This window comes from Izhakiella australiensis, from assembly GCF_002006995.1.
Classification (GTDB): Bacteria; Pseudomonadota; Gammaproteobacteria; order Enterobacterales; family Enterobacteriaceae; genus Izhakiella; species Izhakiella australiensis.
This window is the reverse complement of record NZ_MRUL01000003.1, coordinates 143940-167667: the sequence shown is the minus strand read 5'-3', so window position 1 is coordinate 167667 and position 23728 is coordinate 143940. Positions and strand designations below refer to the sequence as shown.

Annotated in this window: 29 protein-coding genes; 24 read left to right on the top strand and 5 right to left on the bottom strand. The window is 54.7% G+C overall.

Annotated elements, in window-relative coordinates; translation table 11 throughout:
* Positions 1-23 precede the first annotated feature (23 nt).
* From BTJ39_RS06815 to BTJ39_RS06780, 8 genes are all read left to right on the top strand, one after another.
* The gene (locus tag BTJ39_RS06815) at positions 24-596 is read left to right on the top strand and encodes a 3'-5' exonuclease (RefSeq protein ID WP_078001922.1); all 573 of its coding nucleotides are present in this window, start codon (positions 24-26) and stop codon (positions 594-596) included.
* Positions 593-1447: a DNA adenine methylase gene (locus BTJ39_RS06810; protein ID WP_078001921.1), complete on the top strand. Its 855-nt coding sequence runs from the start codon at positions 593-595 to the stop codon at positions 1445-1447. The genes BTJ39_RS06815 and BTJ39_RS06810 overlap by 4 nt, the downstream gene beginning before the upstream one ends.
* A complete protein-coding gene (locus BTJ39_RS06805; protein WP_078001920.1) occupies positions 1444-1728 on the top strand; it encodes a hypothetical protein in 285 nt (94 codons plus the stop codon). Before BTJ39_RS06810 ends, BTJ39_RS06805 begins: the two co-directional genes overlap by 4 nt.
* A 179-nt stretch (positions 1729-1907) precedes the next feature.
* Entirely contained in the window at positions 1908-4232 is a 2325-nt protein-coding gene (locus tag BTJ39_RS06800; RefSeq protein WP_241825882.1) for a replication endonuclease, read from the top strand.
* 10 nt (positions 4233-4242) lie between these two features.
* Entirely contained in the window at positions 4243-4428 is a 186-nt protein-coding gene (locus BTJ39_RS06795; protein WP_078001919.1) for a hypothetical protein, read from the top strand.
* Between the two features lie 190 nt (positions 4429-4618).
* Positions 4619-5314, top strand: a complete 696-nt coding sequence (locus BTJ39_RS06790; protein ID WP_078001918.1) for a DNA adenine methylase — start codon at positions 4619-4621, stop codon at positions 5312-5314.
* A gap of 89 nt (positions 5315-5403) precedes the next feature.
* Positions 5404-5997 (top strand): hypothetical protein, encoded by a 594-nt coding sequence (locus tag BTJ39_RS06785; protein WP_078001917.1) that lies wholly within the window; start codon positions 5404-5406, stop codon positions 5995-5997.
* 9 nt (positions 5998-6006) lie between these two features.
* Positions 6007-6387, top strand: coding sequence for a type II toxin-antitoxin system YafO family toxin (locus BTJ39_RS06780; protein ID WP_078001916.1), 381 nt, complete (start codon positions 6007-6009; stop codon positions 6385-6387).
* A 484-nt stretch (positions 6388-6871) separates the two neighbouring features.
* Here BTJ39_RS06780 and BTJ39_RS06770 read toward each other — a convergent pair whose 3' ends face one another.
* A complete protein-coding gene (locus tag BTJ39_RS06770; protein WP_078001914.1) occupies positions 6872-7930 on the bottom strand; it encodes a phage portal protein in 1059 nt (352 codons plus the stop codon).
* A complete protein-coding gene (locus tag BTJ39_RS06765; RefSeq protein ID WP_078001913.1) occupies positions 7930-9660 on the bottom strand; it encodes a terminase large subunit domain-containing protein in 1731 nt (576 codons plus the stop codon). Before BTJ39_RS06765 ends, BTJ39_RS06770 begins: the two co-directional genes overlap by 1 nt.
* Before the next feature lie 159 nt (positions 9661-9819).
* Between BTJ39_RS06765 and BTJ39_RS06760 the strand changes: the two genes are divergently transcribed.
* From BTJ39_RS06760 to BTJ39_RS06685, 16 genes are all read left to right on the top strand, one after another.
* The gene (locus BTJ39_RS06760) at positions 9820-10656 is read left to right on the top strand and encodes a GPO family capsid scaffolding protein (RefSeq protein ID WP_058687129.1); all 837 of its coding nucleotides are present in this window, start codon (positions 9820-9822) and stop codon (positions 10654-10656) included.
* 23 nt (positions 10657-10679) lie between these two features.
* Positions 10680-11729 (top strand): phage major capsid protein, P2 family, encoded by a 1050-nt coding sequence (locus BTJ39_RS06755; RefSeq protein WP_078001912.1) that lies wholly within the window; start codon positions 10680-10682, stop codon positions 11727-11729.
* Between the two features lie 45 nt (positions 11730-11774).
* Positions 11775-12632, top strand: coding sequence for a phage terminase small subunit (gene gpM / locus BTJ39_RS06750; RefSeq protein WP_078001911.1), 858 nt, complete (start codon positions 11775-11777; stop codon positions 12630-12632).
* Positions 12633-12730: 98 nt separating this feature from the next.
* The gene (locus BTJ39_RS06745) at positions 12731-13255 is read left to right on the top strand and encodes a head completion/stabilization protein (RefSeq protein ID WP_078001910.1); all 525 of its coding nucleotides are present in this window, start codon (positions 12731-12733) and stop codon (positions 13253-13255) included.
* The gene (locus BTJ39_RS06740) at positions 13255-13455 is read left to right on the top strand and encodes a tail protein X (RefSeq protein ID WP_063153978.1); all 201 of its coding nucleotides are present in this window, start codon (positions 13255-13257) and stop codon (positions 13453-13455) included. Before BTJ39_RS06745 ends, BTJ39_RS06740 begins: the two co-directional genes overlap by 1 nt.
* A 9-nt stretch (positions 13456-13464) precedes the next feature.
* Entirely contained in the window at positions 13465-13797 is a 333-nt protein-coding gene (locus BTJ39_RS06735; protein ID WP_063147938.1) for a phage holin, lambda family, read from the top strand.
* Complete coding sequence (locus BTJ39_RS06730) at positions 13784-14224, top strand: lysozyme (protein WP_078001909.1); 441 nt, start codon at positions 13784-13786, stop codon at positions 14222-14224. Before BTJ39_RS06735 ends, BTJ39_RS06730 begins: the two co-directional genes overlap by 14 nt.
* Positions 14221-14757, top strand: coding sequence for a DUF2514 family protein (locus tag BTJ39_RS06725; protein ID WP_078001908.1), 537 nt, complete (start codon positions 14221-14223; stop codon positions 14755-14757). The genes BTJ39_RS06730 and BTJ39_RS06725 overlap by 4 nt, the downstream gene beginning before the upstream one ends.
* A 4-nt stretch (positions 14758-14761) precedes the next feature.
* The gene (locus BTJ39_RS06720; protein WP_078001907.1) at positions 14762-15232 is read left to right on the top strand and encodes a phage tail protein; all 471 of its coding nucleotides are present in this window, start codon (positions 14762-14764) and stop codon (positions 15230-15232) included.
* Positions 15225-15863: a phage virion morphogenesis protein gene (locus BTJ39_RS06715; protein ID WP_078001906.1), complete on the top strand. Its 639-nt coding sequence runs from the start codon at positions 15225-15227 to the stop codon at positions 15861-15863. The genes BTJ39_RS06720 and BTJ39_RS06715 overlap by 8 nt, the downstream gene beginning before the upstream one ends.
* A complete protein-coding gene (locus BTJ39_RS06710) occupies positions 15860-16441 on the top strand; it encodes a phage baseplate assembly protein V (protein ID WP_078001905.1) in 582 nt (193 codons plus the stop codon). The genes BTJ39_RS06715 and BTJ39_RS06710 overlap by 4 nt, the downstream gene beginning before the upstream one ends.
* Positions 16438-16806 (top strand): GPW/gp25 family protein, encoded by a 369-nt coding sequence (locus tag BTJ39_RS06705; protein ID WP_078001904.1) that lies wholly within the window; start codon positions 16438-16440, stop codon positions 16804-16806. Before BTJ39_RS06710 ends, BTJ39_RS06705 begins: the two co-directional genes overlap by 4 nt.
* On the top strand, positions 16793-17689 hold the full coding sequence (locus tag BTJ39_RS06700) for a baseplate assembly protein (protein ID WP_078001903.1): 897 nt from the start codon (positions 16793-16795) through the stop codon (positions 17687-17689). The genes BTJ39_RS06705 and BTJ39_RS06700 overlap by 14 nt, the downstream gene beginning before the upstream one ends.
* Positions 17682-18296, top strand: coding sequence for a phage tail protein I (locus BTJ39_RS06695; protein ID WP_078001902.1), 615 nt, complete (start codon positions 17682-17684; stop codon positions 18294-18296). The genes BTJ39_RS06700 and BTJ39_RS06695 overlap by 8 nt, the downstream gene beginning before the upstream one ends.
* Positions 18286-19350, top strand: a complete 1065-nt coding sequence (locus tag BTJ39_RS06690; protein WP_078001901.1) for a phage tail-collar fiber domain-containing protein — start codon at positions 18286-18288, stop codon at positions 19348-19350. Before BTJ39_RS06695 ends, BTJ39_RS06690 begins: the two co-directional genes overlap by 11 nt.
* The gene (locus BTJ39_RS06685; protein WP_078001900.1) at positions 19350-19946 is read left to right on the top strand and encodes a tail fiber assembly protein; all 597 of its coding nucleotides are present in this window, start codon (positions 19350-19352) and stop codon (positions 19944-19946) included. The genes BTJ39_RS06690 and BTJ39_RS06685 overlap by 1 nt, the downstream gene beginning before the upstream one ends.
* A gap of 154 nt (positions 19947-20100) precedes the next feature.
* Here the strand turns inward: BTJ39_RS06685 and BTJ39_RS06680 are convergent, their stop codons facing one another.
* The 3 genes from BTJ39_RS06680 to BTJ39_RS06670 are packed head-to-tail and all read right to left on the bottom strand — an operon-like array spanning position 20101 to position 23727.
* Positions 20101-20589: a phage tail protein gene (locus tag BTJ39_RS06680; protein ID WP_014072465.1), complete on the bottom strand. Its 489-nt coding sequence runs from the start codon at positions 20587-20589 to the stop codon at positions 20101-20103.
* 14 nt (positions 20590-20603) lie between these two features.
* A complete protein-coding gene (locus tag BTJ39_RS06675; RefSeq protein ID WP_078001899.1) occupies positions 20604-23585 on the bottom strand; it encodes a phage tail tape measure protein in 2982 nt (993 codons plus the stop codon).
* Positions 23572-23727 (bottom strand): GpE family phage tail protein, encoded by a 156-nt coding sequence (locus tag BTJ39_RS06670; RefSeq protein ID WP_032424037.1) that lies wholly within the window; start codon positions 23725-23727, stop codon positions 23572-23574. The genes BTJ39_RS06675 and BTJ39_RS06670 overlap by 14 nt, the downstream gene beginning before the upstream one ends.
* Position 23728: the final 1 nt, after the last annotated feature.

The following is a 23728-nucleotide window of genomic DNA, read 5'->3' as shown; positions in this document are numbered from 1 at the left end:
TCCTGCACCCAGGAGAAAGCAAGATGAAGCACGTAATGATTGATATTGAAGCCATGGATAACAAGCCAACTGCGGCGATTGCGTCTATTGCTGCGGCTATCTTTGACCCTATGTCAGGTGAGGTTTCCGCCTCAATGTACCGCCGCATTGCTATTGAAAGCAGTGAGGCATTCGGCGGAACGCTGGGCGCTGAAACAATCAAATGGTGGTTTAAGCAGTCGGGAGAAGTACGAGCGGAAGTAATCAAAGAAGGAGCTTACTCCCTCCCTGTAGCTCTTAGTGAATTAAATATGTTTATCCTGGAATATTGTGATCTGGCGAGCGTGAAAGTCTGGGCGCGCGGTACTGATTACGATATGCCGATTATCTACAACGCACTGCGCGCTGTAGATTTAAAACCGGTCTGGAATTTCTGGAATGTCCGCGACGTTAGAACGGTTGAAGAGGTTGCGCTTACTGTCTGTGGATATGCCTCAAATCGGCTTGTCGATTCTGAAAAGCATAACGCTGCCGCTGATGTGTGGAATCAGATCGCCCAGCTCTCAGACAACCTAAAAAGCCTCGCGGCCAAAGGCGCTATGGGGGCGGCATTATGATCCGTTCCCTTCTCAAATGGCCCGGTGGCAAAAGCCGCGTGATGCCTGAATTACTGTCGCATTTACCAAAGGCTGGTTGCCTCGTTGAGCCTTTTGTTGGCGGCGCTTCCGTCTTCCTCAATACCGATTATCGTCGCTATATCCTTGCGGATATCAACCCCGATCTGATCCGCCTTTATCGTGAGGTAAAAAGCAATCCTGAGCTGGTGATTGATCTTGCCCGCCCGCTCTTTGCGAGCGGCAATTCCAAAGAGGAATACTTACAGAACCGCCGCATTTTCAACGGTACAAAAGGTTTGCTTGATGTGGCCCGCGCAGCCCTGTTTCTATACCTCAACCGCCACGGCTACAACGGCGTGGTGCGTTATAACCAGAGCGGCGGTTATAACGTGCCATTTGGTCAGCACAAAACCGCGCCTTACTTCCCGGAAGCGGAGATCCGCCAGTTTGCTGAGAAGGCCAACGACACCAAAGCTATTTTCCTGTGCAGCTCGTTTCAAAACACCCTCAAAGTGATGGTTGGGACGGATGAAGCCATTTACTGCGATCCGCCGTACCTGCCTGCCAGCGATACCGCCAATTTCACCCAATACCACACCGAGCCATTCACAGAGAAGCACCACCGCCAGTTAGCGGCGGAGTTGCTGGAAGTGAACCGAAAATATGACACGCCAGTTGTCATTTCCAACAGTGACACCGAAACCACCCGCGAGATTTACCACCGCTTCCGCCTGCATGAAATCGACGTACAGCGCTCTGTTAGCACTGACGCCAGCAACCGGCAGAAGGCCAAAGAAGTGATCGGCACTCTGGGCATCGTTGAGGGATGCCCGGCAGGAGGTTGCGAATGAACATGGAAAACACTCTCGATCTTCCCGTTTGGATGGCTATTGATTTAGCTCGCGCTCATGCTGACGCCACGGTTTATGCGGTAGTTGATCGAATCTTAGACCACTGGAAATTGCATGATTTTTGGGTTGTTGAATTTGAAGCTTTTGACGTCTACGAAGGCGTCTATGTACGTAATCAATTTACATTCGATACGGCTAAAGAAGCATACAAATTTAAGCCAGGGCGCGCCGTTACGTGGAGTTATGACACCGCCGATTGTGATGATGAGCTGCCATTCTGATGAGCACATCACTAAGCGGGCGCAGCGCCCCAACTCCGCCCCCTCCGTATCCGGGTAGCGCACCAGACGCCACCCGGTACGATTATGAATGGCAGAAGCCAAAAGCTGCCATTTGTGTTGATAAGACTCCCGTTGTTGATCTAGTCGAGCTGGGTCAAGAACAGGAGTTTTTGGCGTGGGTGAAAGTCACCCTTGCGCCGCTACCTCGCTTTATTCGCCTGCGTCTGGCTTCCCGCATTGACAGCATTCACACCATGAAGGGCAGACACATAGCCCGTCTGGCGCTGCGCGATATCATCCGCAGGGATCTGCCGCCTATCAACATGGTGAATGAGCAATACGCTATTGCGATGACCGATGAGGCTAAATCTCAGGCTGATACAGCATTCAAAGGGTTAAACCCGCTTTACCACACGTTTAACACTCTGCATGGATTGGTTGAGCGCTTTAACCACCTGCCGGACTTCACGCCGGAAGATGTTGAGCTACTGGCGCAGGATATCGCTATCTATATGCGGTCTGTGCTGAGTGAAGTTCACGAAACGGTAGAGACTCAGAGTGATCGGAAATATGCCGGATACCTTTACACCGAAGCGGCTATCCTCGCGCGGCTTTTCTTCCTGACACCTCCGAGCTGGTCAAAGTATTGCCGGGGAGCGCTGTTTATTGATGAGGCAACTACTGGCATTAGCAAGATGCTGGATGATCGCTATTGGCACCGTAACCTGAAAAAGTACGCCGCGCGCTGGCGTGAGCACCTGCACATTGCCTTTGGTGATGTAAAGCGAGGCGCTGCGCCATATTGCAGTAAGCACCACGTTGATGAATGGGATGCAAGACGCAAGCGCAGCCGTGCAATCATGGCCCGTCTTGAGCTGGAAGACCAGGACACCAAAGAGCGCATTTCACTTATTGAGCAGATCGATAAGAGCATATCTAACCCGGCATTGCGCCGCGTTGAACTTATGACCCGTATCGGCGGCTTTGAGAAAGTCGCCACTGAAAGCGGCTACGCGGGCCAGTTTTTTACCCTGACAGCGCCATCAAAATACCACGCATATACCGTATTCGGTCATCGTAATGCTAAATGGAATGGTGCCAGCCCAAGAGCCACGCAGCGTTATCTTAATCGGGTGTGGCAAAAGATTCGTGCTGAGCTGGCCCGCCGTGAAATTCCTGTCTTTGGCCTGCGGGTGGCTGAGTCTCACCACGATGGTACGCCGCACTGGCACGGCCTGCTGTTCTCTCTGCCGGAACATTCCGCCGAACTGCTGGAGGTGATGGAAGACTATGCCACCCGCGAGGATGCGGAAGAGTTGCAGGGCAAGCACGGCAATCAGCCGCGTTTTGATATGAAGCCGATCGATCAGGAAATCGGCAGCGCCACCGGCTACGTGGTGAAGTACATCAGTAAGAATATTGACGGCTACGCGCTCGACGGTGAAACCGACGACGAGAGCGGCAGGCCGCTGAAAGAAACATCAAAACACGCTACCGCCTGGGCATCGTGCTGGGGCATCCGTCAGTTTCAGTTTTTGGGCGGCGCGCCGGTATCTGTCTGGCGTGAGCTGCGCCGGTTCCGCAATCAGGAGCAGGCCGACAAGATAAACCCGCTATTTGCTGAGCTGCACCGTGCTGCGGATGCTGGCGACTGGCAGCAATACACTCAATTGCAGGGTGGGGCACTGGTTGCCCGCCGTGATCTGCCGTTGCGCATCTGGTACCAGCAGAAAGAAGAACCGAATGATTACGGCGAGTATCTGGATCTTATTAAAGGTCTGGTGATGCCCGCTGCTCACATCCCACCAATTGAAACCCGCCTGCATACCTACCGCATTGTGCGTAAGAAACCGGAGATTCAGGACGGCTCCGGGCAGGCCGTTGACTTTGATTTTGACCTTCGGGGCGCGTCCGCGCCCTCTAGGACTCGTGTCAATAACTGTACTGAGGTCAAAAAACGAACAAATTCACCGCCCGGATCACCGTCATTAATGACAGTGCCAGCTGGGCGGGAAGGGCCGGAACAGTTTGAGATCGGTCAGTTGACCCAGGAACAGCGTAAACAGGTACGTGAAAGCCTTCATAACCACAAACCGAAGCGGCAGAAATCGCCTGCTGATGAGTTTGAGGAGCTGGCGCGCAGCATTACCAGCGGCGACTGTTCCGAATATGACACCCAGCGGGCAGAAAGTTACCTCAAAGCAGCCCATGCGATCAGGCAGCAAGAGCAAGTTTTATCACCGGCAATTGCTGGTCTGGCTGGGCTGGTTCAGTCATGGGCGCAGGTTAAGAAGGTACAGATCAGTAAACCGCAGGCCATTCAACTGGCGCGCGGTAATGAAGTGACGGTACTCGATACCGTGTATCGCGCGCATCCGGTTACAGGTGAGTTGATTATCGCCGGTACAGATCAGCCGTGGCGTAAATCCATATCCAAACACAAGGTTGGTGAGCTGGTTGACCGATGGAAAGCAGCGGTTAAGTCAGCAGATAACGAGGGGTAAGAGAGGAAAAATGAAAACGATTCTGGATGTTATCGGCTTTTTGCTGGCGGTTTCGGCCTATGACTGGATGCGGACAAACGTACCAGCAAAGCGCCGGGCGGCATGGATTGCGGCAGCGGTGACTTTATTCGCCTGGATCTGTGTTCGGGCCGTTGGTGAGGCGCTATTTGAGGTACTGATCCAATGGGTTTGGTGACAATCGTTATGACCTGCGCAACTTGTTGCGCGGGGAGTAGCGATTCTGCGGGCGCGGGCGGCAAAGAGTCCGCTAGCGCCACTAAGTGGCGCTCATTGGGTACCGCACTGTCAGATTTGGCAATGTTGGCCATACACATCGAGCGCCGTCATTTTTAGCAGTGCTGCAGCTGCAACGCGAGGTTTTACGGATGAGTTATTTAGGGAGCAAAGGCGGTAGTGGCGTCTATCAAAAAATCATTGCCGAGATGCCGCCGCATGATACCTACATTGAAACGCACCTGGGCAGTGGCGCAGTAATGTTTCACAAGCCACTTGCAGCCAGGACGATTGGAATTGATGTCGATGAAAATGCTTTTAAATTAACGCGGGAGCGCTGGTCTGATATGGGGGAAACTCCGCCCCGGTTGCATCTTTATCACGGTGATGCTGTAGGTTTTCTGGAAAGAGAAGACTTTACTCAACATGGCCGCGTGCTGGTTTATTCCGATCCTCCCTATCTGCCAGAAACGCGCACCAGTCGCGCCCGCTATCGTCATGAATATACGGTTGCCGATCATGAGCACCTGTTAGCCTGCCTCATAAGCCTGCCGGAAAACGTCAACGTGATCCTGTCTGGCTATCCGTCGCGGCTCTATGACGAAACGTTAGCGGGCTGGCGCAGTAAGGAGTTTCAGGCCATGACACGCGGCGGCGTGCGAACAGAAAAAATCTGGATGAACTACCCGGAAGGGCGCGCGTATTCCCACGCGTTTGCCGGAAAAGACTACAACGATCGGCACCGTATTAAGCGTAAAGTTGAGCGCTGGCGCGCGAAATATGCCGCGCTTCCGCCTGCTGAAAGGCTGGCAATCATGGTGGCGCTCAATGAGGTTGACGCGGGCTAGTTTTGCCGCAAGGATAATTCGTTTCAGCGGGTGATTTTTTGCGCTATCATTCCGGCAGTGGTTCACGATTATTGGCAGGAAAGGCAATTATGAGCAGTAAAAAAAATAAAATATCATCTATGGCCGCAGCGCTGGCGGTGGCTCTTGCCCCTGTTCCTGCCAGTAGCATTGTGCATCATGACGTAGCAATCTCCCGGCACAGTACGTCTACGCTATCCCTCCAGGACGTAAAGGATTCTGTGGCATACCTTCCTATTGATGAGGCCACCAGTTATATGCTTAACCTGGCTGACAGGATGAAGACACACCGGGCAAACCTTCGCATCGAATGGGAAGAAAAGCAGATCCCTATTCTTCTGAAAAACCAGAAAAAAGAGACTCAGGAAGGGTTTGAAAGCCTTTTCCGTCATATTGCGGTATGTGCAAGTTTTGTCGAGGCTGCAAGGGTTGCGCTGAAAAGCGTACCTGAAAGTAACGCGGAACTGAGAAAAGAGATTGTCGCTTTTGCTCGTTCCGCTGCGACGCTTCGCTATACGATTGAAGATATTTTATCTTTCATTGAAAGCACGCATGTGCCGAAGAAAACTTCAGATGTTGATCTGGGTGTTACCGCCGATCAGGTTCATGCACTTATCCGCAGTGAACATAAAAAGCTGGGCCTTGAAGATCCAACGTTCCATTAAGGCAGGGCCATGATTAAAGTCTCTGTCCACAACGATATTGAACTCCCCGCAGTTGCTCGTAAATATGCAAATGCTTTGCAGTCATGGAAGAACGGTGGATCTCTACCCTCAGTTTTTGGCAATGAAGGGCAATGGGAAGATAGCGGGCGTCTCCGCGATTCTTTTGTTTTTAAGATCCATATCCGTTTACCTGATGAAAAGCCGTGGCCTGCAAAATTGCCTGCTGCTTCTCGTAAATCAAACAGTTATCTTGTTTACTCCCGCCATTTCTTATATCCAGATAAGTATCAGCTAATCAGCATTATGACACCCAATGCGCATGAGTTAGCCCGCACATCCTACATGGCAGAAATTGAGCGCAGAGCAGAAGAGTTCCAGTCTTCTTTTTGAGTTTTTCGACGACTACCCATCAATCCCTTACTAATTTGAAAAGCTGCCTTTAAAGGTGGCTTTTCTTTCTTCCTGGCCTTCTTTCCCTGTTGCACAATAGTGCACAAATTTGCACAATTTTTTTGAAGCTATTTACACACTTTCCGCCCTGTGGCGGCGCGGTCTGCCCCCGGATCGGGAAATGCACAAAAAACGAAGCAAATGTCGCGCGCAGGTGACGGGGGAACAGCCCACGCGACAGGGGTCAGGGAGGGGATGCCTTTAATTGCCATTCTTCGGCCTTTTCCGCCTTCTCAGCGCGCCTTCTCGCTTCCGGGTGTGTGCGGGGTCGATTGCCGTTTGCACCTGCCAGAATGGCGTTCATGCGCTCTGAGTGAGGGGTGTTAAAGGTCGTGCAAAGTGGTGCTCAGGTGGTGGCCGGTCATGCGAGGATTGAAAATTATTGAAGGAGAACCGCCGCATGATGTGCGGCGGGTAGGTCGGGTTACTCGTCTTTGAGCAGAGCGTAGGGATTAAAGCGGATCACTTCCTGACCGAGCCAGTCATTGACGCCTTTCATTGCTTCCATCACAGGCAACATTTCGTTGATGGCAAAGACGCGCGCCGCTTTCTCAACATCACCGAGCGATCCGTTGCCTTCCGGCATTGCGCCCATCAGTTGCGGCGGGATGCGGTGAGCGTCGCGCAGATCGTTGCGCGTTGCTGATTTGATGTTAAGAAACTCATCCTTTGCCGATATCTGGCTGAACGGCAACAGTTGCACGCCGTCTTTGCCGCCGCCAGGCGCATGGATCAGCACGTTTTTGAAGGAGCCTTTCCCTCTGGCCTGTGACAGAGTCTTTTGCACCACCTTTATGCTTTCCTGATCCACCTTCTCCGAACCGACATAGAGAATACATCCGGCATGGGAGCCGTTGTCGTAATACAGTTTGCGGAACTTATCGGCGGAATGTGACAGGCTGGCGGACAGCAGCGCCCCCATATATTCAGGCATACCGTAGATTTCCTGATGAATGTCCGGGTTCATGATGTGGCAGACCTCGCCCGCCTTAAACTCGTATTCATCTTTCCACTGCCGGATAAACCAGTAGGTATCAAGATCGCTTCCCCGTCGCGTGTTCAGCGCCGGAACATGCTTAAGTTTTAGCGGCTCTCCCAGGCGATTAGACCGACGCTCAAGATAGGCATTGCCGAAGACAAACCAGTCCAGCGCAAACGCAGAGAAGGCCTGACGTGAGAGTAACGGGTGAGGGATATAGCACCCGGTCAGCACATTACGCTTGAAGTAAAGCGCCGACTGATGCAGCGGGGACTGTGCGAACGCACGGGTTAACCCTTTCCAGTCTATTGGCGTCTCGTAGTACCGGCCATTATCGACGCAGCACATGCTGTCCAGCAGATCATAGCCGTCTGTTACTGAATATGGCCCGTCAAACGTGAAGGCGCTTAGCGCCGGATCGCTTCTGAGCGCGTCGGAAATATCAGGCTGTCCGGCACTGCCACTGCTGGCAGTGTGTTTGTTTTTGTAGGTGCGCTTCTTCATCAGAACTCCATAGCAAACCCGCCGCTGCCACTCTCCTGGCCCAACGGTTCGTTAATAATGGCGAGCATATTCGCCCAGGCTAAATCCCCGTGGCTGACGCCGCGCGAGCGGTCAGTGTCATAGGTGATGAATCCGCCCGGCGTCTTTACCTTGCGAACAGAGTTAAATGCGTTGATCAGCGCGCGCTCGCTGCGGTCATATTCCCACCGCCCGGCGCGGATCAGCTGTAGCATTTTCAGCACCAGGGCGCGCTTTGACGTCATTGACATGGTGTAGGGCATCGCCATCGGGAAAAACTTCTTCACTATCTGGTAAACGGCCTCACCGTTACCGCCCGTCACGTCGATGCCGACATGCTGCACGTTGTATTTGAAGGTGAAGTTTTCGATAACTTTCGCCTGCTCTTCAAACTCAAGGCCGCGCACCTGTTCCGTTTCCACCGTGCGGAATTTACCGCCCGGTACCAGTGGCGGAACCACAACGCAAATCGCGCCGCTGTCACCGTTGCCGCTGCTGCCGTTGGCGTCATAACCTATCCACACCGGGCGGTTACCCATCGGCCTGGACGCAAAAGGTTTCCAGTCCGGCCATTCGTCGTAACCATCTGCCCCGCAGCCAATCAGGGCGTTAAGGTTGAAGGCTGACTCGCCATCGTGCACGAACTCGCACATGTACAGGTTGCGGAATTCATCCTCGCTGTTTTCATCCTGAATTTCTTCAAGATCGGTATACTCCCAGCCGTGGTCTATCACATCCTTCAGGGTGACAATCTGACGCCAGGTTTTATCCGGGCATAACAGCCCGCTGTTCAGTGTTTTCCAGCCCACATCAAACGCTTTGCGCTGTGCCTTCGGGCGTTTCTCATTCCAGCGATCGCCCGTCCAGAACGGGTAAGCCTCATGGGTCTCGCCTGACGGCGTGGAAAAGTAGGTACGCGTCAGTCCCTTCAGCGTTGCCATCGCACCTGCAACCTTTCGCAGGTTAGTGAAGTTGCTGACCCAGAAGAATTCATCGAACTTCAGGTTGCCCGTATATGACTGCGCCGTTGCAGCGGACGTGCCGAGGAAATGCAGCTCTGCGCCGTTACTCAGTACGATTTTGTCACCGCCCTTAAGCTCAACGTCCACCTTTTCCGCCATCTTCTGAATGAATCCCCTGAACTGGTGCGCCTGACGGCGGGATGCAGACAGAAATATCTGGTTGCGCTGGTACGGGTATTTCACATCATCGCGCAGCGCATCAAGCAACGCCTCGCGGGCAAAGTACCAGGTTGCGCCAATCTGGCGTGATTTCAGTATCATGCGGTTTCGGTGGTGGCGTTGTTCATACCAGCCGCGTTGATGCCACGAAAGAGAATCAAGTATTTTCTCCCGCAGCGCGACGATCTGTTCTTCGGTGAAGTGGTTTTTCAGCTTACGCTTGCGCGGCTTTTTGCCCGTGCCAGCCCCTGCCGGTTGTCCGTCAGACAGCTTTTTCAGTTGCCGGGTCAGCAGATCAATCTCCTTGAAGTCTCCTCCGGTCTTGTCTTTCTTGTCCGTAAGCTGGATGAGGCGGGCATCCATAGACTGGCTGACACGCTGGACGGGCGGTGTTTCATCCCATTCATCGCGTTTCTTCCAGGCGTAAATTGTGTTCTGATTAATCCCCATCAGGCGCGCGATCTCCGCTGGCGGGTAGCCCTGCCAGTAAAGTTGTTTTGCCCTCTGACGTACAAAAGCGTCCTGTATCATCTGCCCTCCACCGTTTATGGAGTGAAGATTACCCCGCGCGCGATCCCGCTATCGCCCCCTTTATGGTCTGGCCTTCCTCCGACAACAAAACCTCGTTGAGACAGCAAGTTACGCTCTGCCATCATGGCCGTACAGAAACCACTCAACAGGATTATCGACATGGCTAGCGCAGCTAAACCAGCCCGTAAGAAATTCCGCGTTGCTGTCTCCGGTGCCACCGTTGACGGGCGTGAAATTCGCCCTGAGCACCTTCGTGATGCAGCAGCAAACTACAGCCCGGACGTGTACGGCGCACGCGTCAACGTGGAGCACTATCTTTCGCCGTTCCCTGGCAGTGATTTCGGCGCAATGGGTGATGTGACAGCACTGAGTGCTGAAGATATCAGCGAAGGCCCGCTCGCCGGACGTACCGCGCTTTACGCTGAGATCGAACCTTCTGAGCGCATGAAAAAACTGACGGAAGAAGGTAAGAAAATTTACTCCAGCATTGAGCTACACCCGCAGTTTGCGCTTAACGGCAAGGCTTATGTTATGGGGCTGGCGATGACTGATACCCCGGCGAGCCTCGGCACCGAGCGCCTGAAATTTGCCGCGCAGCAGCGTCAGCAGGTTATGTCCTTCAACAATCAGCAGGGTGAAGCCCCGCTGTTCACCGATGCCATTGAGGCAGAAATCATCGAACTGGCCGAGCAGCGCAGCGATGAAGGTAAGCAGTGGTTCGGGCGCGTCATGGGGATTATCGGCAAAGGTCGTAAATCTGACGGCGAGCAGTTCAGCCAGGTGCGCGACGCTGTGGAGAACGTCGCCCAATCCCATGCCGATCTGCTGGACAGCTTTAACGACCTGAGCCGCGCCCGCGAGCAGGACAGCCAGGCCATCCAGAAGCTGACCTCCGATCTTGCCGCGCTGACCAGCAAGCTGGGAAGCACAGACGCCAATTTCAGCCAGCGGGAACCCGCCAGCGGCGGTGCTAACGCGCAACTGGCTGATTACTGATATTCACAAAGAGAGCAGAGAACATGGATAACAATACCCGCCAGCTATTTGATCAGTACATCGCCCGGCAGGCACAGCTCAACGGCGTTTCCACCGCCGCTATTGCTGCAAAATTCGCTGTAGACCCGACGCGTCAGCAGCGCCTGGAACAGGCCGCACAGGAGAATGATTCCTTCCTGAGCAAAATTAACGTGTTTGGCGTCAACCAGCAGATCGGCCAGAAAGTCCTGATCGGCAGTAAAGGCCCGATGGCTGGCGTAAACAACAGCGTCACCAGCCGTCGCAACCCTGGCTCTAATCATTCAATGGAGCCGTTCGACTACATGTGTCGCAAGGTCAACTATGACTACGGCATCAGCTATGAACAGCTTGATGCGTGGGCGCATATGCCGGAGTTCCAGCCGCTGATCAGCAAGGCAATGGCCCGCCAGATGTCGCTTGACCGCATCATGATTGGCTTTAACGGCGTTAAGTACAGCGACCCGTCTGATCGTGCCGCTAACCCGCTGTTGCAGGACTGTGGTATTGGCTGGTTGGAAAAGATCCGCCAGGAAGCGCCGCACCGCGTCATTTCCAATGTGACGATCACCTCGCGCGATGAAGATAACAAGGTTGTCGCAAAAGGCACCTACGGCAACATTGGCGCTGCGGTGTACGACGCCAAGAACAGCCTGATGGATGAATGGCACAAGCGTAACCCGGATAACGTGGTGATTCTGGCGGGCGACCTGCTGACGAGCAGCAATTTCTCGGCCATTAACGCTTTAAGCCAGACCAACCCGAATACCGAAATGCTGGCCGGTCAGCTGATTGTCGCGCAGGAGCGCGTAGGCAATATGCCGACCTTTATCGCGCCTTACTTCCCGGTAAATGGCGTGCTGATCACGCCGTTCAAAAACCTGTCGGTTTACTACCAGCGTGGCGGTCTGCGCCGGACGATCAAGGAAGAGCCAGAATACAACCGTGTCGCAACGTATCAGTCGTCAAACGATGACTTCGTCATTGAAGACTACGGCAATGTTGCGTTCATTGACGGCATTCAGTTCGCCCAGACCGAACCGGCAGGCGAGTGACAGAAGCGGCGGGGCATTGCCCCGCCATGACGGGGAGAAGTGACGATGTTAACACCGGCACAACGACATTTTCAGAAGGTCATGGCAGAACGCCGGGGCCAGGCGGATGAAGAATCCGATATCCAGCGCACCGCGCATGAGCAAATTCTGCATCGCCTACGTATGGACTTGTCCCGCCTCAGCGGCGTGCAGTCCGAAGAAACCAAAGCCGAAATGAAAAAATCCATGCTGCCTGAATACGAGGGATGGATTGAAGGCACACTCGACGGCGACAGCGGGCGGCAGGATGAAGTCATTACCAGGCTGATGGTCTGGGCGATTGACTGTCGTGACTATGCGCTTGCGTTGAGGCTGGGGCGCTACGTGGTACGCCACGGGCTGACGCTGCCGGATAACTTCAACCGCACGGCAGCGACCTTCCTGACTGAAGAAATGAGCAAGCCACTGTTGACGCTCGCGGCTGCTGATGCCGACGCTGATTTGTCGTCCGGTATCGCAGTGCTTGACGAAGTGGCGGGAATTGTCGCCGACAGTGATATGCCGGATGTGGTGCGCGCCAAGTTGTGCAAGGCCCGTGCACTTGCCCGCCGTGGTGCGATTGATATCACGACCAAAGCGGAAGCGCTGGCGCTGTTCCGTGAAGCGCTGACGCGCAACCCCAACGCCGGGGTGAAAAAAGAGATTGCCACGCTTGCCCGTGAAGTTAAGAAGCTGTCTGCGGATGGCGGCACGGGTGAAGGCGATACGGCCAGCACCGACAAAACTGACGGTACTGCAGAGCCTGTTCCTGAAAAGACCACCTCCGCCAGCGCAGCAGGTAAAGCGACGGCGCGTAAAACCACGACTAAGACGGCAACAGGCAAAGCGACAAAACGCAAGCCTGCCAGCCAGAAAAAGAATTAACGACTTCGGCCCCGTCCGACAGGCGGCGCGGGTGGATATCTGCCCGTATACGGTCTTTTAACCACCCGCCCACCGCCTGATTTATGGGAGATAAGCGCATGAGCAGCCTTGTGGCAAATAAGCGCGTTTTGCCTGCCGACAGCGATACGCCCGATGTTGATGATGGTGATACCACCGTCAGCGCCGGGGACTTCTGGCCGGTGATTAAACTGGCCGATCTCCGTCTGGCCGCGCGTATCACTGGCGGTATCACTACGTCCAGGCTGATGCACGTCACCACGGAAGCGGTAGCCCATGTCACCGCGCAGTTGCTTGACTGGCGTGCCGGTCAGGTCAAAGCAGGTTTTCACACGCTGGAAGATGTGCCTTCAGTCCTGCCGTCAGGTGATACGGAAAAGCTGATGATCAACGGTGAAAACGTGAAGGTCTACCGCTTCCGGCGTGCGGTTTATTCGATTGCCAGGGCGCTGGTACTTGAAGGTTATCGCGATGTTGATACCACGGCGAAAGGCGGCAAAGACGCCGCCGCGCTTGACCTGCAACGGGATGATCTCTGGCGGGATGCCCGCTGGAGTATTGCCGACATTCGCGACACGCCGCGCCTCTATGCGGAGCTTTGCTGATGAAAGTGAAGGCATTGCAGGGGGATACAGTGGATTTGCTTTGCTGGCGTCACTACGGCACCACGCAGGGCGTGACCGAAAAAGTGTTATCTGCCAATCCCGGACTGAGCCAGCAGGTTTTTCTTGAAGCCGGTCAGGAGATTGAACTGCCGGAAATCGCGCGCAAAGCACAGCGGGAGTTGGTGCAGCTTTGGGATTGAGAGGTTGCCATGAGCGACGTACCTACGGGGATGCTGGAACAAACAATGAAATGGATTGCTACATATCTGCCGACGCTCTACGCGGCAGGTGCAGCGTTGAGCATATCGGCACTGATGAGTCTGTATGACGGCCAGTCAATGCTGAAAACCGCCACCGGTTCACTGGTCTGCGGGATTGTCACGCTGGCGGTTGCCGGATCGCTTGAATATCTGGGCCTGCCATCCAATGCCGTCACCTTCGTGGGCGCGTCAATCGGATTTATGGGGGCTGACAAAGTACGCAACAAAGTGACTGGCTTTATTGAAACCCGTATCGGAGGGGCGAAAAGTGGAAATGAGTAAAAACGGACTGGCCCTGCTCAAAAGCTTTGAGGGCTGCGAGCTTACCGCCTATCAGGATGCAGTAGGTGTCTGGACTATCGGCTATGGCTGGACTCAACCCGTTAACGGTGTGCCGATCGGTAAGGGAATGACCATCACACAGGCAACCGCCGACAGCCTGCTGAGCAGCGGCGTGGTGCGGTATGAAAAAGGCGTGACAGGCCTGGTGAAGGTCGCCGTTAATCAAAACCAGTTTGATGCTCTCGTTGATTTTGCCTACAACCTTGGCGTTAACGCTCTGGCGGGGTCAACACTGCTGAAAAAGCTGAATTCCGGGGATTTCGCGGGCGCAGCGGATGAGTTTCCGAAGTGGAACAAGGCGGGTGGCAGGGTTCTCAACGGTCTGGTGAAGCGCCGTGCCGCTGAGCGGTCACTCTTCCTGTCATGAGCTGGTTACTGTCCCGCTGGAAACCTGTGCTGATTGTGGTGCTCTGTGGTCTGGCTGTCTGGTGGTTCAGTCATCAACGTTATACAGCCGGGTATGGTGACGCCAGCGCAGAGTGGGCGCTGAAATGGAAACAGCGCAATGCTGACGATGCTACAGCACTGGCTAAGCGGCAGGCAGAGGCCAGGGAAGAAGAACAACGCCGACAGGGTGAAATTGATGAGATCAGAAAACAAGCCAGCCAGCAGCTTGCTGGCGTCAAGGCTGATGCCGATCGTGCCCGTGCTGCTTATCGTGGGCTGCACGGCAGGGCCGATAAACTCGCCAGGCAACTGGCAGAACGTGAACGCGCCTGCGGTGCCTGTACTCCCGGCAGAAGCGAGACAGAAGCCAGCGGAGCCGTATTGCTCGCCGACCTGTTCCGCCGCGCTGACGAGCGAGCGGGAGATCTGGCAAGAGAGGCTGATGAGGCAAGAGCCAGAGGGCTGGCCTGTGAAGCCGCATACGGTTCAATAGCGACTCCGCCTAAGAGGTAGCGCCATGTTAAAAGCTGATTCACTACGCGAGACCCTGACCAGCGCTAACAAATGGTGCAGGGCCAACCCTGAAGCCTTCACCGTTTTTGTGGAAGAAGGGAATATCGAGACGACCGGCGAAACACCATCGTTTATGTACCGCTATACCCTGGTACTGTTTGTGATGAATTTTGCCGGTGATATTGATGATTTCACGTTGCCGTTAATGGCATGGCTCTGGCACAACCAGCCCGATCTGCTGCTGAACCCGGAGAAGAACCGGGACATTAAATTTACGACCCTTATCAACAACGACGACACCGCCGACATTCTTTTTGAAATGCCGCTGCGCGAGCGCGTGAAGGTCACTCTGGATGCCAACGGCATTCCCCGCGCGGAGCATTTGCCGGAACCGAAACCGCGTATTCCTTCAGCGGCCGGCGACTGGAGCGCCATCTTTGAAGATGTAACGTGGGAGGCTGACGCCCATGAGTAACGATCTCTTCCGTGAGCTGGATCAGGTATTCAGCGACATACTCGCGGGCACTTCTCAGGCCGGACGTGTTCGCACCGCCCGCGCGGTTGGCCAGGCACTGCGAAAGAGCCAGCAACAGCGCATCAAAGCGCAGCAAAACTCTGAAGGTTCGCCATATCCTGCCCGCCGTCGCCGGGTGCTGCGTTCTCAGCAGGGAATTGTGTTTGTCTGGCAGGGTGAAATCCGCCGCCTGAAAAACTGGCACGGTGGCCGGGGAAAATACGGACGAACCATTACCGGCTTTGATGAAGAGCGCAACGATATTCGCACCTTTTACCGCAGCGACATTGAGCGTTACATCGAGATCAATACGCGCTCAGTGCGCCGCAGCACTGCGAAAAAGGTGCCGATGTTTCAGCGGTTGCGCAGTTATCGCTTTCTCAAAATGCGCGCTGATGCAGGCGGAACATCCGTGGGTTATGACGGCGTGGCGGCACGCATTGCGCGCGTGCACCAGTACGGCCAGCGTGATCAGGTCGGGCCGGGTGCCTTTGCTAAATATCCGGTGCGTGAGCTGCTGGGCTTCACCGCTGGCGATGAGCAGATGATTACGGAACAGGTGGTTAACAGCCTGGGGAGTGCAGCACGATGAGCGCTGAACTGATCCGCCTGCTGGAAAATATCCTCCGCGTCGGCGTTGTTATTGCCGTTGATGAAGAGAGCTGGCGCGTGCGCGTGCAAAGTGGCGAACTTCAGACCGACTGGCTGCGATGGAACACCACGCGCGCCGGGGCATTCAGTATCTGGGTGCCACCTTCCGTGGGTGAGCAGGTCTGGCTGGGCTGTATCGGTGGCAATCCTGAAACGGCGGTCATTATCGGCAGTCTCTACAGCAGCGACCACCCTGCGCCGGGCAGCAACCTGAAAGAGATTGTGCTGACTGCGCCAGACGGTGCCTCTTTCCGCTATGACGCAGAAGCCAGCGCGCTGGAAGCACAGGGCATGAAAACCGCGCATATCAAAGCCTCCGCCAGCGTCACGCTTGAAACGCCGGTCGTAGAATGCACCGAACATCTGAAAGCGCGGACGTTCGAACTGACGGAAGGCGGCACGATGAAGGGAAATGTCACCCATTCTGGCGGATCGCTTTCATCTAACGGGGTAACGGTTCATTCGCACGTGCATGGTGGTGTGCAGGGTGGCAGCAGCAACACCGGGGGGCCGAAATGACAGTCCGCTATACCGGTATGAACCCGGACGGCACGGGCCAGCTTACAGACACCGATCAGCTGTGGAATTCAGTACGCGACATACTGACCACTCCGCTGGCAAGCCGGGTGATGCGCCGGGATTATGGCAGCATGATCCCCGATCTGTTGGATGAACCACAGAACGAAGTGACGCGCCTGCAATGTATGAGTGCGGCAGTGATCGCCCTGACGATGTGGGAGCCGCGTATTGCCCTGAACGGCATCAATATCAGTTATTCAAAGGATGGCGCTGTCACCGCTGAACTGGTCGGCATTATCACCGAACCCATGCAGACGGCAGGCAGTGCGCTGACGCTCAGGAGTGGCAGCAATGGCAACAGTTGATTTATCGCAGCTACCACAGCCGCAAATTATCGAAGTGCTGGACTTTGAAGTCATTCTCAGCGAGGTCAAAGCCGTCATGCTGGCGGCATTCCCGCAGGAACAGCAGGCGTCTGTTGCCGCAGCGCTGGCGCTGGAATCCGAACCGCTGAACGTGATCGCCCAGGTAGTTGCCTATCGTGAAATGATGCTCAGGCAGCGGATTAATGACGGTGCGGCGGCGTGTATGTTGAGCCATGCCGTATCGTCCGATCTTGATAATCTCGCGGGCAACCTGAACACCGAACGCCTGATCATCACCCCGGAGACGGCAACTACTGACGCGGTAACGGAAAGTGATACCGCACTGCGTTTGCGGGCGCAGGCTGCGTTTGAAGGGCTAAGCGTGGCGGGGCCAACTGGCGCATATGAATATTTTGCCAAAAGTGCCAGCGGCAAAGTGGCGGATGCCAAAGCGATCAGCCCGTCGCCTGCCGTGGTGGTGGTCTCTGTGTTGTCCACCGAAGGCGACGGCACTGCCAGCGCGGAACTGCTGGCGACAGTGGATAAAGCGCTGTCTGCTGACGATAAGCGCCCCGTTGCCGATCGTCTGACCGTTCAGGCAGCGGAGATAGTGAATTATCAGATCAATGCGCTGCTGTATTTCTACCCCGGCCCGGAGTCTGAACCAATCCATACCGCCGCGCAGGATGCGCTTCAGTCCTGGCTGAATCAGCAGGGCAAGATTGGCCGTGACGTTGCCCGCTCAGCCATTATGGCGGCGCTGCATGTTCAGGGCGTGCAGAGGGTGGAGCTGCTGGAGCCTGCCAGCGATATTGTGATCGCCGATACGCAGGCAGCGCGGTGCGAGTCCTTCACGATTGAGACCGGGGGCACCGATGAATAAGAACATGCTGCCGCCTTCGGCCAGCAGCTTTATGCGCAGTACGGAGAAGGTGACGGAACGGATTACCGATATTCCTGTTGACCTGCGCAAGCTGTGGAACCCGGACGAATGTCCGGCTGAACTTCTGCCTTATCTCGCCTGGGCGCTGTCTGTTGACCGCTGGGATAAGAACTGGTCAGAACAGACTAAACGGCAGGTGATTAAAGCCTCCTGGCTGGTTCACCGTCAGAAGGGCACCATTTCCGCTTTGCGCCGCGTTGTTGAACCGTTCGGCTTTCTGTTGCGCGTGATCGAGTGGTGGCAGAGCGGCGAAGAACCTGGAACATTCAAGCTTGAAATCGGTATTCAGGAACAAGGGATTACGGAGGAAACCTATCTTGAGCTTGAGCGCCTTATTGACGATGCAAAGCCGAGAAGCCGCCACCTTACAGGCCTGTCTCTTTCGCTTCAGTCGCAGGGTTATATCGAGGTCGGGGCGGGATGTTATATCGGCGATACGCTGACCGTTTATCCCTATTTTCCTGAAACCATATCCGTGGGTGGTGGCGACTACACCGGCGCGGCAGTCCATTTAATTGATACCGTGGAGATCGCAAGTGGCGACTAAATATTTTGCCCTGTTAACCAATATCGGGGCGGCAAAACTGGCAAACGCCACGGCATTGGGTGCGCAGGTTGAGATCACCCAGATGGCCGTGGGTGATGGTAATGGTGCTCTGCCGACACCGAACCCGGCACAAACGGCGCTGACGCATGAGCTGCGCCGCGCGCAACTGAACATGCTGACTATTGACCCGGTAAACACCAACCAGATTATTGCTGAACAGGTCATACCGGAAGACGTAGGCGGGTGGTGGATCCGTGAAATCGGCCTGTTTGATAAAGATGGCGATATGATTGCGGTTGCCAACTGTGCAGAGACCTATAAACCGCAGTTACAGGAAGGCAGCGGACGAGTGCAGGTGATTCGCGTGATCCTGATTGTCAGCAGTACCGAAGCGGTAACGTTGAAAATCGATCCGTCCGTGGTGCTGGCGACCCGTAAATATGTTGATGATCAGATAATTCAGGTTAAAGCCTACATTGATGAGCAAATGGCGGCTCATATCGCAGCCAGTGACCCGCATCAGCAATACCTGCTTGAGGCGGATATTGATAAGTATATTCCCGCTGGTTTTCCGCTTCCGTGGCCTAAGGCTACGCCGCCAGAGGGATGGCTTAAGTGCAATGGTTCAGTATTTGATAAAGCAAAATATCCCAAACTCGCGGCGGTTTATCCTTCGGGTGCTTTGCCTGATCTCCGTGGTGAGTTTTTGCGTGGCTGGGATGACGGACGCGGTGTTGATGGTGGAAGAGTAATTTTAAGTTCTCAGGATGCTTTAGTTGCAGGGCATGTTCATACGTTAGCCAGAATGTGGGCCTCATCGGATGAAACGAATAATTCCGTCAAGCATTTAGGTGTGTCTAAAAATATTCACAATACAACGAAAGATAATATGGGTAACGGAGTTCTCGAAGATGTTGATAGCGCATTAGGGATTGTTATTGGTTATGGTCAAGGCGGCAATTTTACGTCTACCACGTCAATAAAAAGCAACTCATCATCAACAGATAACAGGCCTCGTAACTCCGCATTTAACTACATCGTGAGGGCTGCATAATGGCGAAGGCAAAACTTAACAGCGAATTCATCGCCACGGTGGCCGGTGATATTACCGTTTTTAACTACGATGGTGGGACGCGCGAATACCTGTCTTCATCGGTTGAATATCTGCCGGTTGGTGTCGGTATCCCCGCTAACTCCTGCACTGACGCCCCGGGCGAAAGCAAAGAAGATTTCGCCCTCTGCCGGACAGCAGATTTTACTGCCTGGGAATACGTCGTCGATCACCGTGGTGAAACGGTATACAGCACCAAAACAGGCGAAGCGGTGATTATTTCTGCCACCGGTGATTACCCGGAGGGTACTACTAGGCTGGCACCTGCTACGCCATACGATATATGGAACGGTAGCGAATGGGTGACGGATACGGAAGCACAGCACGCGGCGGGCGTGGAAGTAGCAGAACAGCAGAAAGCGGCGCTGCTGGCAGAGGCACAAACGACGATCAGCCTGTGGCAGACGGAATTACAGTTAGGCATTATCAGCGATGAAGACAAAGCCAGTCTGATAGCCTGGATGAAATACATCAAAGCTGTGCAGGCGGTGGATACTTCGAAAGCGCCGGATATCAGTTGGCCGGATAAGCCGGAATAAGTTTTCATTCCGGCAGGCACTGCCGACTCTAACCGTGCTGGCCATGTGTATCGAGTACAGTCATTTTTAACGGTGCTGCAGCACTGTCAGCTATGGCGGTGTGTTCCGGAAGATGAAGCGGGCAAATGCCCGCTTTAGTTTTATGTGGATGCCGTCAGAACAGGCCAGACAGCGTACTACTGGCAGAGTTGTAGGCAGACGTGGCTTTATCCTTCAGCCCTGAAAGCAGATCGCCAACGGACGATGCTTGCAGGCGTTCGCGAAGGTCTTCATCGCAGCGCTGGAAGCTGATTGAAAACTCTATTTTTTTCGCCTTTCCGTAGCGGTCAAATTCCGTATGCGTGGCCTGTAGTCCGGTCAGCACATACATCCCGTAAATCTGCCCCGCGCCGCTGATTAAAGGCCACGGACGCCCGGTGTATGCCTGCGTTGCCAGCACGGTAAGAGATACGTCTCCGCCCGTAATTTCCGGGTAAAGCACCCCGTCAAGGTTGATCTGCGTCTCACCCGCGCCGATGTACTGCCATTTTGCTGATCGGTTGATGCGATCATTCTTCACATGACGCCAGTTCAGTGAGTGCCGCAGTTGCTGGTAAGGCAGTGTCTTCAGTTCAAAAACGAACATTCCGTATATCATCATCATAATGTTGCCTCCCCTTAATCTCTGTCTTTGAAGCTGCCGCGATTGAGCCGCGCAAGGCGGGCCATTTCGGCATTCACTGCGTCGGCGGCAATCCTGCCAATTTCGCGCGCGTCCTGCCGGTCAACGCCGTGAAGATGTACGTGGATTTCCCCCGTAAAGCCGCCAGCGGCAACCGGTATATTGCTGGCGCTGCGGCTGACTGGCGGAAGTTCCGCCTGTTTAACGGCAAGCGATGCCGCTACCACTGCGGGACGTGCGCTTAACCCGTTGTTCCTGACCGTGCTGGCCAGCTGCGATTCTTTCCATTCCCCACGAACGGCCAGAGCACGCGGCAGGTTTTTAAACACGATATCGCCGGGGCCGATCTTCTTCGTGTTATCGGCAGTCGCTTTGGTGTTGCTGTCGATATTCTGCAACCGGCGCATAGTGCCGTTATCGCCGGTCAGCGGTGAAGTGGGTTGCGGTGCTCCGGGCGGGGGTGTATTCCCGTTATTGTTTTTACCTGATGAGACTGGCGACCAGTTCCATCCCTTTTGCACCATTTTTTTCTGCTGCGGATCCCACTCCCACATAACAGGGTCTTTTTTAAGGCTTTCAGCTTTCAGGCGTGCAGCTTCCAGACCAGAAGGGATAAGGTCGAGTTTTTCCAGTACCCAGCCAATGCCTTCCATGAGGGTTGTCAGAGGTAATAGCAGCAACTGAAGGGCACTACCCAGGACTTTACCGAATGTTTCCCCCGCTGATGCGCATTTATCAAGGGATTCACGGCTACTTTCCACAGGTGATAAGAGTTTTACAAACCAGTCCCAGACTTCACCAACGACTTTGGCTATTGCTGAGAAGGCCAGCGACAAAGGGAAAAAGGCATCACGGAAAGGAGCTAGTTGCTGCATAACTCCGCTGAAAAAACCGGTGAAAAATGCTCTTATCGGCTCCCAGAATCTCCAGATTAGCAATCCGGCAGCGATAAAAGCCGCCGCTATCAGACCAATCGGACTAAGTAGAAGTGAGAGCGCTGCACCCAGTACAGATACTGAGGTCGTGATAATACTCCATATGGTCGTAAAGCCCGTCAGGCGAAGAGCGAGCATTCCGATGTTTTTGAACAGAGATCCTAATGCTGCTCCTGGGGAAAGAAACGCACCCATAAGACCGGCACGAATGCCGGGCGTGATGATCGATATGCCTCGCAGCTTACTGAGCATTGATGTGAGAACAGGCCCCCAACCGCGCACACTTGCCATTGCAGGGCCGGAAGCTGTTCCGAGCGTTCGTAGGGCGGATATTGTTCCGGTTACGCCCCCTGTCAATAGGGTAAAACCTAACTGGAGTTTAGCCAGTGGCCCCATCAGCAGGCCGATCGCCAGCGATGTGCCGCCAATGGCGGCGGTCAGTGCCAGAACGCTGCCACCGACAACCAGCAGGGATTGGGCGAGCTTCGGATTTTCCTTCGCCCACTGCGTCATATTCCCCACAATGTCACTCAGTCCCTGAGTCAGGGCGCGAAGCTGATTATCGACGAGATCGTTAATCTGGATACGGAAGCCTTCCCAGGCGCTGTCCAGATTTTTGAGATCCCCATCAAGGTTATCCGCCATTATTTTGGCGGCTTTCTGTGCCTCACCTTTTGCGTTTTTAAGTTCACCCAGCAGCTTCTGAAGTTCGCCGCTCCCGGCCGACATAACCAGAGCCTGGAATGACTTTGACGCCTCTTCACCGGCAATATCTTTGAAGAATGAGAGCTTATCGGTATCCCCGTACTTGCTGATCTTTTTATAGAGATCGGTTAGAACAACTTCAGCAGGGCGCATTTTCCCTGCTGCGTCAGCGACTTCTACGCCTAATTCTTTAAGCGCGGTTTTTGCCCTGCCGGTTGGTGCGGCAAGGCGTGAAAATGTGGCCTGCAAACCTGTACCGGCGATACTCCCGCGCAGGCCTACGTTTGCCATCACGCCGATCATGGCTGTTGTCTGTTCAACACTGACGCCAAGATTGGAAAGACCTGTCCCGGCGTACTTCATTGCTTCACCGATATTTTGCAGGTCGGTGTTGGTACGGGTGAACGCGCCGGTTAAGACGTCACTGACGCGATCCATTTCTTTGGGATCGAGACGGAACTGAGACAGAATATTTGAGCTGATATCGGCGCTTTCGCCTAAATCCATACCACCGGCCAGCGCCATATTGAGCACACCGGGCAGTGCGGCCTGAATGGCCTGTGGAGTAAAACCGGCCATAGCGAGAAACGCCTGCCCGCTGGCGGCGTCAGTCGTGGTGAACTGCGTTTCAGCGCCCAGCTTTTTGGCCTGTTCACGAAGTGCTGAAAAGTCTGTTGAGCTTTTATCTATACGGGTCAGCGCCTGCACGCGGGACATTTCCCGGTCAAACCCAACTGCGGGGGATAAGAAGCGTCCCGCTGCGTAACCGGCAGCAGTGGCCCCGGCAACGGCCATCGTGCCACCGCCGCGAAGTTTACCCGCTGTTTGCTGCATCTGGTCATAGCGCGCCCGTGCCTGTGTGACAGCGGCAAGCTGTCGCCGTTCCCGCTCCAGCGTCTGGTTGTACTGTTCGGTTCGACGTATCGCGCTCTGAATGGTGCGATCACTGCCGCCCAGCGAAACGCCGTGGCTGCGCAGCGCCTGTGAGGCAGCACGCAGCTTAACCATTTCCTGCGTGCGTGCAGAGTTAAGGCGCTCCAGCTTTGCGGCCAGTGCTGCCATATGTGCTTTTTGCTTGTCTGTAAGCTGTGTACCTTCCCGCTGCGCCTGATTCAGCCCTTCAAGCGTCCGGCTGGCTTCGTCAATTTTGCGGGAGGTCTTTTGCACGCTGTCGCGCAGACGGTTGAACGTGCGGGACTGGCTGTCCAGATCTTTAATGCTGGATTGCGTTTTTTTGAGGGATTCTGACAAACCGCCCGCGCTCTGGCGGGCGGCATTGACCGGGCGGGTAAGTTTATCTATCGCGCTGAACGCGACGCGGATATTAAGGCTTTTCACTGTCACTGGCTCCACTTCGGACAGCCGCCCGCTCACGCCAGGCTATGACTTCGCCCAGTTCCATCGTGAAGACTTCAGAGGGCGGCCAGTTGAAAACAACCGCGATATCAGCGACCAGATCGTCGATCAGGTCGAACCGCAGG